11 protein-coding genes are annotated in these 14,742 nt (G+C 64.5%); 4 read left to right on the top strand and 7 right to left on the bottom strand.

The window, feature by feature from the left end; genetic code table 11:
* Positions 1-12: 12 nt before the first annotated feature.
* The 7 genes from Q8R61_RS11265 to Q8R61_RS11235 all read right to left on the bottom strand — a co-directional run bounded on the left by Q8R61_RS11265 (position 13) and on the right by Q8R61_RS11235 (position 10,766).
* On the bottom strand, positions 13-5,835 hold the full coding sequence (locus Q8R61_RS11265; RefSeq protein WP_305537249.1) for an Hpt domain-containing protein: 5,823 nt from the start codon (positions 5,833-5,835) through the stop codon (positions 13-15).
* Positions 5,836-5,898: 63 nt separating this feature from the next.
* Positions 5,899-8,013 (bottom strand): methyl-accepting chemotaxis protein, encoded by a 2,115-nt coding sequence (locus Q8R61_RS11260; protein ID WP_305537247.1) that lies wholly within the window; start codon positions 8,011-8,013, stop codon positions 5,899-5,901.
* Positions 8,014-8,063: 50 nt separating this feature from the next.
* Positions 8,064-8,597: a chemotaxis protein CheW gene (locus Q8R61_RS11255; protein ID WP_305537245.1), complete on the bottom strand. Its 534-nt coding sequence runs from the start codon at positions 8,595-8,597 to the stop codon at positions 8,064-8,066.
* Positions 8,598-8,607: 10 nt separating this feature from the next.
* Entirely contained in the window at positions 8,608-8,973 is a 366-nt protein-coding gene (locus Q8R61_RS11250; protein WP_305537243.1) for a response regulator, read from the bottom strand.
* Positions 8,974-8,996: 23 nt separating this feature from the next.
* Positions 8,997-9,356 (bottom strand): twitching motility response regulator PilG, encoded by a 360-nt coding sequence (pilG, locus tag Q8R61_RS11245; RefSeq protein ID WP_305537735.1) that lies wholly within the window; start codon positions 9,354-9,356, stop codon positions 8,997-8,999.
* 211 nt (positions 9,357-9,567) lie between these two features.
* Complete coding sequence (locus Q8R61_RS11240; protein ID WP_305537241.1) at positions 9,568-10,443, bottom strand: hypothetical protein; 876 nt, start codon at positions 10,441-10,443, stop codon at positions 9,568-9,570.
* A 140-nt stretch (positions 10,444-10,583) separates the two neighbouring features.
* Positions 10,584-10,766 (bottom strand): rubredoxin, encoded by a 183-nt coding sequence (locus tag Q8R61_RS11235; protein WP_305537239.1) that lies wholly within the window; start codon positions 10,764-10,766, stop codon positions 10,584-10,586.
* Positions 10,767-10,836: 70 nt separating this feature from the next.
* Between Q8R61_RS11235 and Q8R61_RS11230 the strand changes: the two genes are divergently transcribed.
* From Q8R61_RS11230 to Q8R61_RS11215, 4 genes are read left to right on the top strand one after another with little or no spacing between them, the layout of a single operon-like run.
* Complete coding sequence (locus Q8R61_RS11230) at positions 10,837-11,679, top strand: hydroxymethylpyrimidine/phosphomethylpyrimidine kinase (RefSeq protein ID WP_305537237.1); 843 nt, start codon at positions 10,837-10,839, stop codon at positions 11,677-11,679.
* A gap of 54 nt (positions 11,680-11,733) precedes the next feature.
* Entirely contained in the window at positions 11,734-12,369 is a 636-nt protein-coding gene (gene thiE / locus Q8R61_RS11225) for a thiamine phosphate synthase (protein WP_305537235.1), read from the top strand.
* A complete protein-coding gene (hemL, locus tag Q8R61_RS11220) occupies positions 12,366-13,643 on the top strand; it encodes a glutamate-1-semialdehyde 2,1-aminomutase (RefSeq protein WP_305537233.1) in 1,278 nt (425 codons plus the stop codon). The genes thiE and hemL overlap by 4 nt, the downstream gene beginning before the upstream one ends.
* On the top strand, positions 13,640-14,713 hold the full coding sequence (locus Q8R61_RS11215; protein WP_305537231.1) for a hypothetical protein: 1,074 nt from the start codon (positions 13,640-13,642) through the stop codon (positions 14,711-14,713). The genes hemL and Q8R61_RS11215 overlap by 4 nt, the downstream gene beginning before the upstream one ends.
* Positions 14,714-14,742 lie beyond the last annotated feature (29 nt).

The following is a 14,742-nucleotide window of genomic DNA, read 5'->3' as shown; positions in this document are numbered from 1 at the left end:
TCTGCCTGCCGCTTATGCCGGCACGGTGGCTTCCTTACCCAACTGCTCGGCGATGGCATCGAGCAGCTGCTGTTCCTGATACGGCTTGCCCAGATAGACGTTGACGCCGATTTCCATCGCGTGGTTGCGATGCTTGTCCGCCGTACGCGAGGTGATCATGATGATCGGCACCGATTTCAGGCGCTTGTCGCTGCGCATCACCCGGGCCAGCTCGAAACCGTCCATGCGCGGCATTTCGACGTCGAGCAGCACCACGTCGGGGATCAGGTCGTGCATCCGTTCCAGCGCATCGACGCCATCCTTTGCGCTGTCGACACGGAAGCCTTCGCGGGTGAGCAGGCGGGTGGTGATCTTGCGCACGGTGAGCGAATCGTCGACCACCAGCACCAGCGGTGGCTGCAGGGCGGCGCTGAGTTCGGCAGCCTGGGCGGGGGCCGTGCGTTCGGCCGCAGTACGCGGCAGGCTGGCCCAGCGTAGCGCCAGCGGCACCGGGTTGAGAATCAGGATCACGCGCCCGTCACCGCGCACCGTGGCACCTGCAACACCGGTGATGCGAGCGATTTGCGGGCCGATGTTCTTGACCACGATTTCGCGCGTCCCCTCGATCACGTCGACCAGCACGGCCGCCAGGCTGGCGCCACTTTGCAGCAGCACCACCGGGTTGTAGCGCTGCACTTCGTGAACCGCCTCGGTGTCGCCCAAAAGGTGCGGCAGGTAGGAGAAGGGGTAACGCGAACCGCGCCATTCCACCTCGCCGGCGGACATGGCCTGCGCAAGCGCCTCCGGCTTCAGTTCCAGCACCTGCTGCACCAGCGGCGTCGGCAGTGCATAGTCGTGGCGGGCTGCATGGATCATCACCGCCTGGGTCATCGCCAGCGTCAACGGCAGGTAGATGTGGAAACTGGTGCCGGCACCCGGCGTCGAGACAATGTCGATGCGGCCGCCCAGCGCGGAAATTTCGCTCTTCACCACATCCATGCCGACGCCACGGCCGGACACCTGGCTGACGGTTTCGGCAGTGGAGAAACCGGCGGCAAAGATCATCTGCGCCAGCAGGGTTTCGGTCGGTTCGACCCCCGGCAGCAGCAGGCCCTGGGCTTCAGCCTTTTCGCGGATGCGGGCGTAGTCGAGTCCGCCGCCGTCGTCTTTCACGGTCAGCATCATTTCGTTGCCGGACTGGCGCGCGGACAGGACGATTTCGCCGAACTCCGGCTTGCCGGCCTCGCGGCGTACCTCGGGTGACTCGATCCCGTGCGCCAGCGCGTTGCGCAACAGGTGCTCGAGTGGCGCGGTGACTTTTTCCAGCACCGAGCGGTCGATTTCGAGTTCGCCGCCCTGGATGTCGAGTTGAGCGCGCTTGTCGACGTCGCGTGCGGTCTGGCGCACGGTGCGATACAGACGCTCGGCCACCGAGTACAGCGGCACCATGCGCACCCGCAGCAGATCCTGCTGCAGCTCGCGGTTCAGGCGCGTCTGCTGGATCAGCGCGGCATCGGCTTCGCCGAGTCGCGCCAAGAGGATGTGCTGCACAGTGGAAATGTCGTTCACGCTCTCAGCCAGGAAGCGCGTGACTTCCTGGAAACGGGTGAAGCGGTCGAACTCCAGCGGATCGAATTTTTCGGCGCTGCCCTGGCTGAGGAAAGTGGCCTGCATCTGCGACTCGGCCTGGATCTCGACCTCGCGAATGTGGCCGCGCAGACGTGTAAGCGCCTCGGACAACTCGTTGACGTGACGCTTGAAGGCAAATACTTCGCTCTCGATCCGCGAGCGCGCGATCGCCACTTCGCCGGCCTGGTTGACCATGCGGTCGACCCAGTCGGCACGCACCCGCAGCGTCAGCGCATTGGCATCGCGCGTGGCGCTCTGAGCCGGCGTATCGACGACCGCGGCGTGCGTGGGAACAGCCGCGGCGATCTCGCCGGCGTTCAGCACGGGTTCGATCGGTGCTTCCAGCGGCGCAGCGGGTGCTTCCTCGCTCAGCGGCGTGAGATCGCCCCGCTTCAAGCGGTCGACGATTTCAGCCACGCGGTCGAGTTGCGTTTCCAGCGTATCGAACACTTCGCGGTTGGCGAGCAGATGGCCCTCGATCACCGCGATCACACGCGATTCCATCACATGGGTGAGTTCGCCCAGGCGCATCGCGCCGACCATACGCGCGCTGCCCTTGATGGTGTGCAGGTTGCGGCGCAGCGCGTCGCGTGCTGCCGTCTCGCCGGAGGCGGCGCTCCAGGCGCGCAGTTGTGCGCTGGTATCGGGTACCAGGGTGTCGGCTTCCTCAAGGAAAATCGGCAGCAGCTGCTGGTCGATCTCGTCGGCCACCTCGCGGCGCTCGAACACCGGCGCCGGACCCGCCAGCTTGATGTCGGGCACCAGCGCGCTGATGTCCGGCAGGTCGGCCGCGGCAGGCGCCACCGGCTGCGGCGGCACCTCGGCGAACGTGCTCTCGACAGCCGGCGGCGATGCAAGCGGCGTTTCGTCTTCGGGGACGATCTGTTCGTCTTCCAGTTCGCCCAGCGTCGCGATCAGGTCGCTGGCCGCCTCGGGCAGGTGTCCATTTTCCATGGCCGTGGCCATGTCGTGCAGGCGGACGACCGTATCCTGAACCAGCGGCAAGTGCGCGGGCGGCAAGGCCACATGCACGAAGCGGTTCCAGTATTGCTCCAGCGCATGCGACAGCTCGGACAGCGTCGCGATGCCGGCCGTACCCGCAATGCCCGCCAGCGTGTGGACGGCACGCCGCGCATGTTCGCTGACCGTGCTGTGGGCTGCTTCGGCGTGGCGTTCGACTTCTTCCTGCAATACGGCGAGACGCTGGTGCACCTCGGTCATGAAAATGTCGTACAGCCCGGGCGACAGACACACCGTGCCGATGCAGATTTCTTCTGCCTCGACTTCAGAAGGTTCGACTTCAGCGGGCTCGACTTCATATTCATCGACGACAGGCGGTGCGACCGCGTATTCGATCAGCGCCCCCACCACGGGCAGGTCGAGGGCAGTGTCCTGTGCGTCCGCCGTCTCCATCATGGGCTCGGGTTCAGCGTCGGCTTCAGGCGCGGCCTCGAAGGTGATTTCGATCTCGTCGGCGGCTTCAGCAGAAACGGCCTCCACCACCGTCTCCTGCACGGGTTCGACCGCAATGTCGGCTACCGCTTCAACAGGCGGCACGAATTCAAGCGCTGCCGCCGGCACGTCCAGCGCCAGCGATTGCGCCTCGACGGCGGGCGCGTCATCCAGCGGCTGGCCCTGTACCACGCTGTCGATAGCGTTCAGCAGCGCAGCCAGCGGCAGCGTCCGGACCTGGTTGTCGCGCAAGGCGTCGATCCAGTCCTGGAACACAGCGCGGGCCTGACCTACCAGGCGCAACAGGTCGCCGCTGGCCGACTTCTGCTCGGCCAGCCAGCCGTTCATCAACAATTCATGGCGCCATGCGGCCTCGCCCAGTTCGTTCAGGCCGACCATGCGCCCGCTGCCCTTCAGCGTATGAAAGCCGCGGCGGATGATGGTCAGGGAATCGCGGTCGTCCGAATTGTTCTGGCAGGCCATGCTGGCTTCGCCCATGGCTGCCAGCACTTCGTTGGCTTCCTCGAGAAAAATTTCCAGCAGTTCGGCTTCGGAGTCCGCGGGAACCGTGGCCTGCAGGGTGAATTCACCTGCCTGTACGCGGTCAAGCCGTTCGGCGGCGGGCATGGCCGCGAGGGCTGCGGCCGATGGCACCTCAAGCGGCGCCGGCGGCGGGATGTCCCGGGGTTCGCTGGCAGCGATCGCGGCAGCGTCCGACAGCGCATCCGCCCTGTCGAACTCGACCATGGCCGGCTCGGCAGCCGGCAATTCGGGCTCGACCACGGCGATGGGTGCCAGGTCGATTGTGGGGCGCTGCGGCAGCGCCAGGCCTGTCAGGGCTGCAATGTCCGCATCGAGCGTCCACGGCGCCTCGCTTGCGTGCTGGCTCGCTTCGAGCGCAGCACGCACCTGCTGTTGCAGCCGTGTATCGGCGATCAGTTCGGCGTCACGGCCCAGCTCGTTCAGAACATCAAGGAATTTTTTTTTTGCGGCCTCGTCGGGCTCGTCGCGCCATGCCAGATAGTCGGTCTGCACAGCGGCCTTGCGGGCCGGCAGGCCGGCTTCGATGGTGTCGTCGAAACCCGTCTCTTCCTCAGCCAGGCCGAGTTCGATCATCGCGGGGCGCAGCACGCTGACGGCATCGCGACGCCCGGCGCAGAATGCCTCGATATACAGGCCGAGGCTGGAGAACGCATCGGCCAGCCGCTGCTGGGTGGCCTCGTCGGGGTAGCCTTCGCTGGCATAGGGTTGCGCAATGGCCGTCGCCGCCGCCAGCAAGCTCGCTGCCTCGGGCAGTTCCAGCATGGTCAGCGCGCCTTGCGCCTGCTGCGCCAGCGCCGGCACATTGGCCATTGCCTCGCGCTCGTTGGCGTCACGGAAGAAGGCGTCCAGCGCCTCTTCCATCTGTCGCAGATTCTGTCCAACTTCCTGCGCCATGTGCAGCAGCATGTCGCGTTCGGCTTCACGCTGGTTGGCCGTTTCCTCGGCACTGGCCGGCATTTCGCGGCCTTCGATCAGTGCGCGCAAGCGCGCCTGCTGCGCTTCGGCGCGTACCGCATAATCGGCGTGCAGCACATCCTCGCGGGCGACCGCATTCTGCATCGACAGCAGCGTGGATGCGATTTCCAGATTCATCTGTTCGCGCGCATCGCCTTCCCGTCCGGCGGCGGCACTGGCCGCACCGCCCAGTTCTTCCAGCAGGCTGCCCAGCCCGCTGCCCTCGAGCGCATGGGCCTGCGGCTGCATCCGTCCAAGGTGGGTCTGGAACTGCTCCAGCTGTGCGGCATCGCCTTCGACATAGCCGTGCCAGCTGTCGTGGGCGCCTTTCAGGCTGGTCTGCAATGCATCCAGCACTGGGCGCATGCGCGCCAGTGCCTCGGGATCGAGCATGCCGCGTCCTGGCAGGTAGCGGTCGAGGCCGAAAGTCGAGCGCACTTCCGCCGCGCGGCCGTCCTGCGGCTGGCTTTTCGCGACGAAGAACAAAGCGTCGCGCAGCAGGCGTTCGGCAACCTGCGGCGAACCCTCGATCAGGCGACGCATCTGCAGGTCGACCCGCGCGAGCAGCTGCTTGACATGAAAATCCGCTTCGACGCCGCGCGCAATCAGACTGTCGACAAAGCCGACGCAGGCCCACCAGAAGGTTTGCGAAGCGTGCGACGGCGCGATGCGCTCGATCGCAGCCAGGGCATCGCGCATGCGCTGCAGGCCCTGATCCGCATTGGCGTTGCGCAGGAAAGCCAGCAGACCGCGCTGGAACTGACCGCGTGCAGCCTTCACCTCGGCGGCCAGCGCATCCTGCGCCAAGCCTTCGCCGCCGGGCTTGCCTTGTACCCGCGAGCGCAGGTCGGGGAAAAACAGTTCGCCTTCGAATACACGTTCGGCGCCCTGCAGTTCACGCAGGCGCTTGTAAAGGGGGAAGAGCGCCAGCTCGCCGCTACCACGGCCGTCCGCCAGGTCCTTGACCCAGCGTTGCAGGCCTTCCATCGCGTTGCGCAGCGCGCGCAGGACGTCGTCGCCCGCGGCGATGCGATTTTCGTTGATGTCGTCCAGCACGGATTCCAGCGTGGCCGACAGCGTGGCTGCGCCTTCCAGCCCAACCATGCGCAGCGCGCCGGTGGCCTGGTGCGCGTCGTCATGCGCCAGGCGCAGCGCATTGGTGAGCTCGGCATCTGCGCTGTAGGCCTGAATACGCCCGAGGGCGGCCTGCAAGGCGGCGTCGATGTCGCCGCGCACCCAGTTCAGCGGGCCGGTGTCGTAATCGAGTAAGGCGCTCATTCTGTTTTGTTCCCGAAGTTGATTGCAGAGGCCGTGATCGGCTGCCTATCCGGTAGCGGTCGGTCAGGAGAGCTTGAATCCAGACACCGAATTCTTCAGATCCTGCGCCAGCTGTTTCATGCCGCCAATCGAGTCGGCCGTCTGCTGCGTACCCGTGCTGGTCTGAGACGAAATCGTCTTGATGTCCTGCATGGTTTCCGCCACCTTGGCGGTCGATTCCGCCTGACTCTGCGTAGCGGAGGAAATGTCGGCAATCAGGCCGGCCAGCGTTTTCGACACGGTGCCGATCTCGGCCAGCGTCTGACCTGCGGCATCAGACAGCTTGGCGCCCTCGACCACGCCCTGGGTCGAGACTTCCATCGCCGCCACCGTATCGTGGGTGTCCGACTGAATGGTCTTCACAATCGCCGCGATCTGCTTGGTCGCATCGGCCGAACGTTCCGCCAGTCGCTGCACTTCTTCCGCAACCACCGAGAAACCGCGACCGGCTTCGCCCGCGGACGCGGCCTGAATGGCCGCGTTGAGCGCCAGCACGTTGGTCTGTTCGGTAATGTCGGAAATCAGTTCGACGATTTCGCCGATCTCCTGCGAGGATTCGCCGAGGCGCTTGATTCGTTTCGAGGTTTCCTGGATCTGCTCGCGCAGACCGTTCATGCTGGAAATGGCGTTCGCCACCGCTTGCTGGCCTTTTTCGGCAGCCGCCAGCGATTGTTCGGCCACGCGGGCGGATTCGGCCGCGTTGCTCGACACGGTTTGCACCGACTGTGCCAGGTTCACCACCGCGGACGAGGTTTCCTCGATTTCCGCGGTCTGACGACGTGCGGCCAGTTGCAGCGCGTCAGATACCTGGCCCGCCTGGTTCGCGGCATCATCCATCTGCTGCGTCGCGTTGTTGATCCCGCGCACCAGGGTACGCAGCTCTTCCACCGTGTAGTTGATCGAGTCGGCCACCGCACCGGTGATGTCCTCGGTCACGCTGGCGTTGATGGTGAGGTTGCCTTCGGCCAGTTCGCCCAGTTCGTCCATCAGACGCAGAATCGCTTCCTGGTTGCGGCTGTTTTCCTCTTCGCTCTTGCGTGCACGCTGTTTGGTCTCGTTGATATTGACCAGTCCCAGCAGCACCAGTGAAATCAGTGCCAGTACGCCAAACAGCGCAGCCAGCAGGTAGCCGGTACCACCGACAGCCTGATAGTTCAGCGACAGCTGGTTGGTATCGTCGAGCAGCGCATCGCTGCCGACGAACAGGTTGTTCGCCGCGACCTTCGACTGCAACAGCGGTTGCGTGTTGGCCAGCACCTCGCCCACCGCTTCCACCATGTCGCCCATGTTGGCGCCCAGGTCTTCCAGGGTCAGCAGGCTGTCCTCGTTGCGGCTGGCCGCGCCTTCCATCAGCGATTGCACCGTGTCACGGAAGGAGGTCGTGTCCTTTTCCAACTGCAGCACCACCTCGGGGTCGATCAGGTCGGACGACAGCAGCAGGTTGGCGTTTTTCGGCATGCGCTGGCTCAGCATGACCAGATGGTTCGCACGCGACACTTCGCGCACGTTTGCGCCCGCGTCGACCAGCTGGCTGGCGAGCTGTTCAGCCACTTCCTGCAGATCGATACTCAGCGCGTTAATCCGTCGCACGTTTTCGTTCAATTCGACCAGGTTTTTCTGCTGCGACAGAATCTGCACCACCTGCGGCGAGAAGTTTTTCCACTGGGTGCTGATCTTGTCGAGCGTTTCGCGCGCGGCGCCGCTGGATGCGGGCACGTCGTCGTCGCCCTCGATCAGGCCCGCCAGCGTCGTTTCGAACGCCGTCTTGCCCTCGGCCAGACGCTTGAAGGCGGCGGCGTTACCCAGCACGGACTGTTGCGCGGTCAGCGGCAGCCGCTGCGACAGCACTTTCAGGTCGCCGGCGCGGCCTTCGTAGTCGGTCCGGTTGTCGAGCTGAATCAGGCTGTGGACGGTGAAGCCAGCCGCCAGCAGCAGCGAGATGATTAGGGCGCCACCGGCGTACAGGTATTGCTTGTCAACCGGCAGATGTCCGATCAGTGGGGCCTTGCCGGGCTCCGTGTCGGCCAGCTTGCGCACGCTCTCCATGATCATGGCGGTATGTTCGCCGCCCTTCTTGCCCGTGACCTTTTCGGTCATGCGGCCAGCCAGTCCCTTGAGACCACCCATCGTTATCGCCATGTTCATGCTCCTTCAATCCTCCGCTCGTCGACGCACGCGTGCGCCGGTTTTCAATATCCTTCGGTGCCGAACTGTGCTTCGACCTTGAGAAACTCGGCATCGCCGAGCAGTTTCGAGAAATCCATGTCGCACCAGTCGGCGCCGGCTTCGTCCGAGTAATGGCGGGCCGCCCACGGATGCTGCGCCACGCGATCGCTGCGCGGCTGGTAGCGGCTGATGTTCTTCAGCCCCAGCGTGCAGCGCACCAGCAATGCCGCGTTCATGCCGAAATCATGGTGCGGGATCAGCAGTCGGCAATCCGAGTGCTCGGGCGTCACGCCCTGGCCCATGAAATCGGAAAAATCGCTCACCGCGTACAGATTGCCGCGAATGTTGGTGACGCCGCGAAACCAGCGGCATGCGCCGGGCACCCTGACGAGGGTCGGCACCGGAATCACTTCCTCGGTGTCCGACAGGCTCACCAGCCAGTTCTCGTTCCCGACCTGAAACCCCAGGCGGGACCCGCTGTTGTCGCGGCTGGCCGCAGCCTGCAGTTGCTGCGAAAGCGTGGTCTGGAATTCGCGCAGGTTGAATTTCTTGGCCATTTCGGTCCGCTCAGCCCAGCGCCTTGATTTGCGACAGCAGGTCTTCCGGCTTGATTGGCTTGACCAGATAGGCCTTGGCACCTTGGCGCATGCCCCAGACCTTGTCGGTCTCCTGGCCCTTGGTGGTGCACATGATGACCGGGATGTGCTTGGTCGCCTCTTCCTTGGTGATCATGCGGGTCGCCTGATAGCCGTTCATGCCCGGCATCACGACGTCCATCACGATCAGGTCGGGTAGGGTCTGTTTGGCCTGCGCCACAGCCTCCTCGCCGCTCTCGGCCATGCTGACCAGATAGCCGTTCTTGACCAGCAGTTCGGACAGGAAAAAACGCTCGGTGGGGGAATCATCCACAACCAGAATTCGGCTGATCGCCATAATCTACACTCCTTGAAAAACAGTCAGGCTCTGGAACAGGCGTGCTCGCGCACCGCCGTCAGCAGCGTATCTTTGGTAAACGGCTTGGTCAGATATTCATCCGACCCCACCATGCGGCCGCGTGCACGGTCGAACAGGCCATCCTTGGACGACAGCATGATCACCGGCGTGGTGCGATATTTGGCATTGCGCTTGATCAGCGAACAGGTCTGGTAGCCGTCGAGACGCGGCATCATGATGTCGACGAACACCACATCCGGATCGTGGTCGGTGATTTTCGACAGCGCATCAAAGCCATCCTGCGCCAGGATGACCTCGCAGCCCGCCTGATTCAGGAAGATTTCCGCGCTGCGACGAATGGTATTGCTGTCGTCGATGACCATCACCTTCACGCCTTTCAATGCTTCGTTGTCCACACGTCTTCTCCACCAGTTCCCGGGGCGTACGGCACGTGCCGCACCCCCTGCGTGGATATCATTACGGCAGCAGCCGGAGCTTCTTTAGTGGCGGGGGCTGCGGAGCTCCGGCAATAGAATCAGGCAATAAAAAGGGCGCGGCCGAAGCCGCGCCCTGATTCGCTCCCGAACAGCGGGATTACTGCCAGGCGTCGGTGGTGGATTTCTTGTCCGTGCCCGCAACTGCGCTCATGGTCTCGATAATGACGTTGGGCAGCGACGAAATGCGCATGAACTGGCCCATGCCCACGTCGGGGAAGGCCAACGCGATGCGGAAACGGCCGTGCGGCGCGCCCACTTCGTTGCCCACCACGTAAATCTCGTACGGCAGGCCAGCGACGTTCTCCTGCATCTCGATTTTCTTCAGCCACTCACCGTCGCTGTTGGCGCCGTCGTTCATGGCCACGCCAAACACGGCCAGCTTGCGATCCGGCAGGACGATTTCATACACCTTGCTGGTCTTGCCGACGCCCTTGGCCAGGTTGTCGCGGACGACCTTCACCGCCTCGTTGAAGCTGTCGTACTCGGCCAGCTTGTTTTTCGGCGAATCGACGCGCTCCATGCCGATCATGTAGCGGTAGCTGGCGAGGTTGGCGGGCAATTCGTCGCCGCCCTGCGGCTTGCCTGCACCCAGCGCGCCCTTCAGACGCTCCTGCACCGCCTTGACGGCCGGCTCGCGCTTCTCGAAATCCCGGCGGAGATAGGCACGCTGCCAGTAATCCGGGTTGGTGTAGGCCACGCTGCCGTTGGCCTTCACACCGACGCGAATCGCCGCGCCCAGCACTGCGTAGCCGCCGCTCGCGCCGACTTCGCGGAGCATGGCGTCATCGGTGGCCACCACCACGCCATGGCCGGCCAGATCCTTGGGGAAATACTTGCCCACCACCTTGAAGCCGGCATTTTTGAGCTTGGTCTCGACCGAATTCGCGACCGCCTGTACCGTCCCTGCCGGCACCGCATCACCCTGGATATAGGGGGAAACCGCCCACACGCTCGTCGAAAAAACGAGCAGCACCCACGTCGTTATGCTCCGCAAAATCATTGTCGTCTCCTGATTAAAATGACCCCATCAGATCAGTCTGACAATACCATTGACAGGGCGGCCCCTAGGGCGCGTAGGATTTTATGGGTTAACGGCCTACTGAGCAAGCCCGTTTATAGCACCACCATCTCAAAATCGTCCTTGCGTGCGCCGCAATCCGGACAGGTCCAGTTGATCGGCACGTCTTCCCAGCGGGTGCCGGGCGGAATGCCATCGTCCGGCGCGCCGGTTTCCTCGTGATAGATATAGCCGCAGATCAGGCACATCCAGCTTTTGTATTCGGGGGCGTCGGGCATGATTTCTATTGGAATAGGCTCTTGGGGGTAATCGGCTAAAATCAGGGCTCGATTCTAAAGCAGTGACGCCATGCCGCCTATCTTCACCCCCCAACCCACGCCGCCGCTGGTGCTCAGCTTCGCCGCGTCTGACCCGACCGGTGGCGCCGGCATACAGGCCGACCTGCTGACGCTCGCCAGCATGGGGTGTCATCCGCTGTCGGTGATCACCGCGATCACCGTGCAGGACACCGCCGGCGTCGAGGAAATCCTGGTGATCGACGCCGAATGGGTGGGCGACCAGGCGCGCATGCTGCTGGAAGACGTGCCGGTCGCCGCGTTCAAGCTGGGCATGCTGGGCAGTCCGGAGTCGATCGCGGTCATTGCCGAAATCCTCGCCGACTACCCCGATATCCCGGTCATCCTCGATCCGGTGCTGGCCTCCGGCCGCGGTGACGAACTCGCCACCGAGGACATGATCTCCGCCATGCGCGACCTGCTGATCCCGCAGACCAGCATTCTCACGCCCAACAGCCACGAAGCGCGGCGGCTGGCGCTGTTCGAGTCGGACGAGGACGACATGGACCTGGCCGCCTGTGCCCGGCATCTGACCGACCTCGGTTGCGAATACGTGCTGATCACCGGTACCCATGAAAACACCCCGCGTGTGCTGAACAGCCTGTACGACGCCAATGGCCATGTGCAGACCGATGCCTGGGACCGCCTGCCCGGCAGCTACCACGGCTCGGGCTGCACCCTGGCCTCGTCGATTGCCGCCGCACTGGCCTATGGCCAGGACATGCCGGCTGCGGTGCGGGAAGCGCAGAACTTCACCTACGAAACGCTCAAGGCCGCATTCCGGCCCGGCATGGGGCAGTACATCCCGGAACGTTTTTTCTGGGCACAGGGCACCCAGACCGAGGGAAACGCGTAAACGCGGGCCCTGAATTTCCCTTTATTTGAATTTCCGCCCTACCGGATTTCCACCATGCCTGATTTCCCGGGTGGCCTCTACGCCATCACCCCCGAAACGACCGATACCGAACATCTGCTGACGCAGGTCGAAGTGGCATTGACGGGCGGCGTTGCCGCGGTGCAGTACCGCAACAAGTCGGGCGATGTCGCACGTCGCCACGAACAGGCGAGCGAACTTGTCATGCTGTGCCGCCAATTCGGCGTGCCGCTGATCGTCAACGACGACCTGCGGCTGGCCGACCTGTGTGACGCCGACGGCGTGCACCTGGGCCGCGACGACGGTAGCGTGCGCGAGGCGCGCATCATTCTCGGCAAAGGAAAAATCATCGGCGCCTCGTGCTACCAGGAACTGGCGCTGGCACAGGCCGCGCAGGCCGCAGGCGCCGATTATGTCGCCTTCGGCAGTTTTTTCCCGTCGCCGACCAAGCCGGCCGCGGCGCGTGCCGAAGTCACCCTGCTACACGAAGCGGCCCGTGCGTTGCGGCTGCCGATCGTCGCCATCGGCGGCATCACGCCCGCCAATGCACCGCCGCTGCTCGATGCCGGCGCCGACAGCCTGGCCGTGCTGTCGGCGCTGTTCGATGCATCCGATATCCGCGCCGCCGCGCGCGCCCTGAATCAACTATTTGAGACGGAATCCGAACAATGACCCGCAACGAACACCTCTTCGAACAATCGCAGCACGTCATCCCCGGCGGCGTGAATTCGCCGGTGCGCGCCTTCAAGAGCGTCGGCGGCACCCCGGTGTTTTTCAGCCGCGCCAAGGGCTCGCGCGTGTGGGACGCTGACAGCCGTGAGTACATCGACTACGTCGGCTCATGGGGCCCCGCCATCCTCGGTCACGCCCACCCCGGCACGGTGAAGGCGGTGCAGGACGCCGCCGCCAACGGCCTGTCGTTCGGTGCGCCCAGCGAAGCCGAACTGACCATCGCGCGGCGCATCATCGAACTGGTGCCGAGCATCGAGAAAGTCCGGCTCGTCTCATCCGGCACCGAGGCGACGATGAGCGCGATCCGCCTCGCCCGAGGCTTTACGGGACGCAGCAAGTTCATCAAGTTCGAGGGCTGCTACCACGGCCACGCCGACTTCCTGCTGGTGAAGGCCGGCTCCGGCGCGCTCACTTTCGGCAACCCGACTTCGGCCGGCGTGCCGCCCGAAGTCGCGGCGCAAACGATCGTGCTCGACTACAACGATGTCGCCGGGTTGGAGCGCACCTTCGCCGAAATCGGCAGCGAGATCGCCTGCATCATCGTCGAGCCCTTCGCCGGCAACATGAACCTGGTCAAGCCAACCGCCGAGTTCATGGCCGCGATGCGCCGCCTGTGCGATGCGCACGGCGCACTGCTGATCTTCGACGAAGTGATGACCGGCTTCCGCGTCGACCTCGGCTGCGCGCAAAAGCTGCTCGGCATCAAGCCCGACCTGACCACGCTCGGCAAGGTGATCGGCGGCGGCATGCCGGTCGGCGCCTTCGGCGGCCGCGCCGACGTGATGGACGCGCTGGCGCCGAACGGCCCGGTGTACCAGGCCGGCACGCTGTCGGGCAATCCGGTCGCAGTGGCCGCGGGGCTCGCCACGCTCGCCGCGATTTCCGAGCCCGGATTCCATGCGGCGCTCACCGCCCGCACCGAGCGGCTGGTCAATGGCCTGAATGCTGCCGCACAGGAGGCCGGCGTCACTTTCTGCGCCGACTCGGTCGGCGGTATGTTCGGCCTCTATTTCGCAGCCAAGCCGCCGACGAGCTTTGCCGAAGTGATGCAGGGCGACAAGGAGAAATTCAACCGCTTCTTCCACGCCATGCTCGACCACGGCATTTACCTCGCGCCATCGGCGTTCGAAGCCGGCTTCGTCTCGGCCGCGCACTCCGACGCCGACATCGACGCCACGGTCGCCGCCGCCCGCGAGGTGTTCAAGGCCTTATGAACGACGAGTTGTCCCCTGAGGACGAACTGCGCCTCAACGTCCTCTTCAACACCGAGCTCAAGGCCGTCCGCATCGACGAATCGAACATGACGCTGTGGGCACTGACGCCGCAGGGCGAGGCGAGCGTGCCGTTAAAGCCCACTGAGCGCGCCGATCGCTACCTGAAGCGGGTGCGCGAAATGCTGTCCGGCCACGCGCTCGGTTCGCCTGGTGGCTATCCGGTGCACCTGACACGCTGGACGCGACAATCGCAGGCCGGGCTGTCGACCCAGCATCTGGCGCAGCTGCTGTTGATCGCCGAAGAGGAAGCGGTGGTCGCGGTGGTGCACTCGCCCGCGCTCACCGACGAACTGGCGCGCTACGCCTGGTGGTGCATGCCGACGATCGAAAACGCGCGACTGATGCTGATGCGCGACGTCGTGTGCCAGGGCAGCATGGGCCGCACGCTGGCCGAGTTCCTGGTCGATCACCTCGCCTTTCTGCACGAGGACGACGTCGGCATTCTCGATACTGTCGCGGTGATGCTGTACTCGGGCGTGCTAACCGACGCCGAGCGGCTGGCGATCTGGAAACGCGGCAATAGCCGAAACTCGTATTACGTCGCCTTTCTCGAATTGCAGCCGGATAGCCTGCCCAATCCGCGGACACCGCGCAGCGACCACGCCAGCGTGCCGCCGCTGGCCGACAATCCCTACAGCGCGATGCTGGAGAAAGTGCTGTCGGGGCAGGGGCAGACCTTCATCGCCACCACGGCGACCATCCTCGATCGGCCCGAAAACCAGGAAGTGGTCAACCACACGCTCAATGCGCTGGCCAACTGGTGCGCGCTGTTGCGGCAGGTGGACGACGACGCTCGCAGCGCGGCGCGTCAGTCGCTGCTCGACGACGCGCCGCAGTTCAAGCAGGACTGCGACGCGCTCGATACGCTGGCCGCGGTGGACGCCGAGACGGTGCGCCCGATCTTCCTCAAGACCACCGCGATTGGCTCGCTGATGCGGCGCAAGATCGAGCCCATCGTCACGCCGCTGATGGACGCGATTACGGTACTGCGCCGCCAACCGCAGACTTAAGTTCAGAAACGACGAAGCCCCTGCGCGCT

This window comes from Thiobacillus sp. (assembly GCF_030696885.1).
Classification (GTDB): Bacteria; Pseudomonadota; Gammaproteobacteria; order Burkholderiales; family Thiobacillaceae; genus Thiobacillus.
Note: the sequence above shows the minus strand (reverse complement) of the source record. Positions and strands in the feature narration are given on the sequence as shown.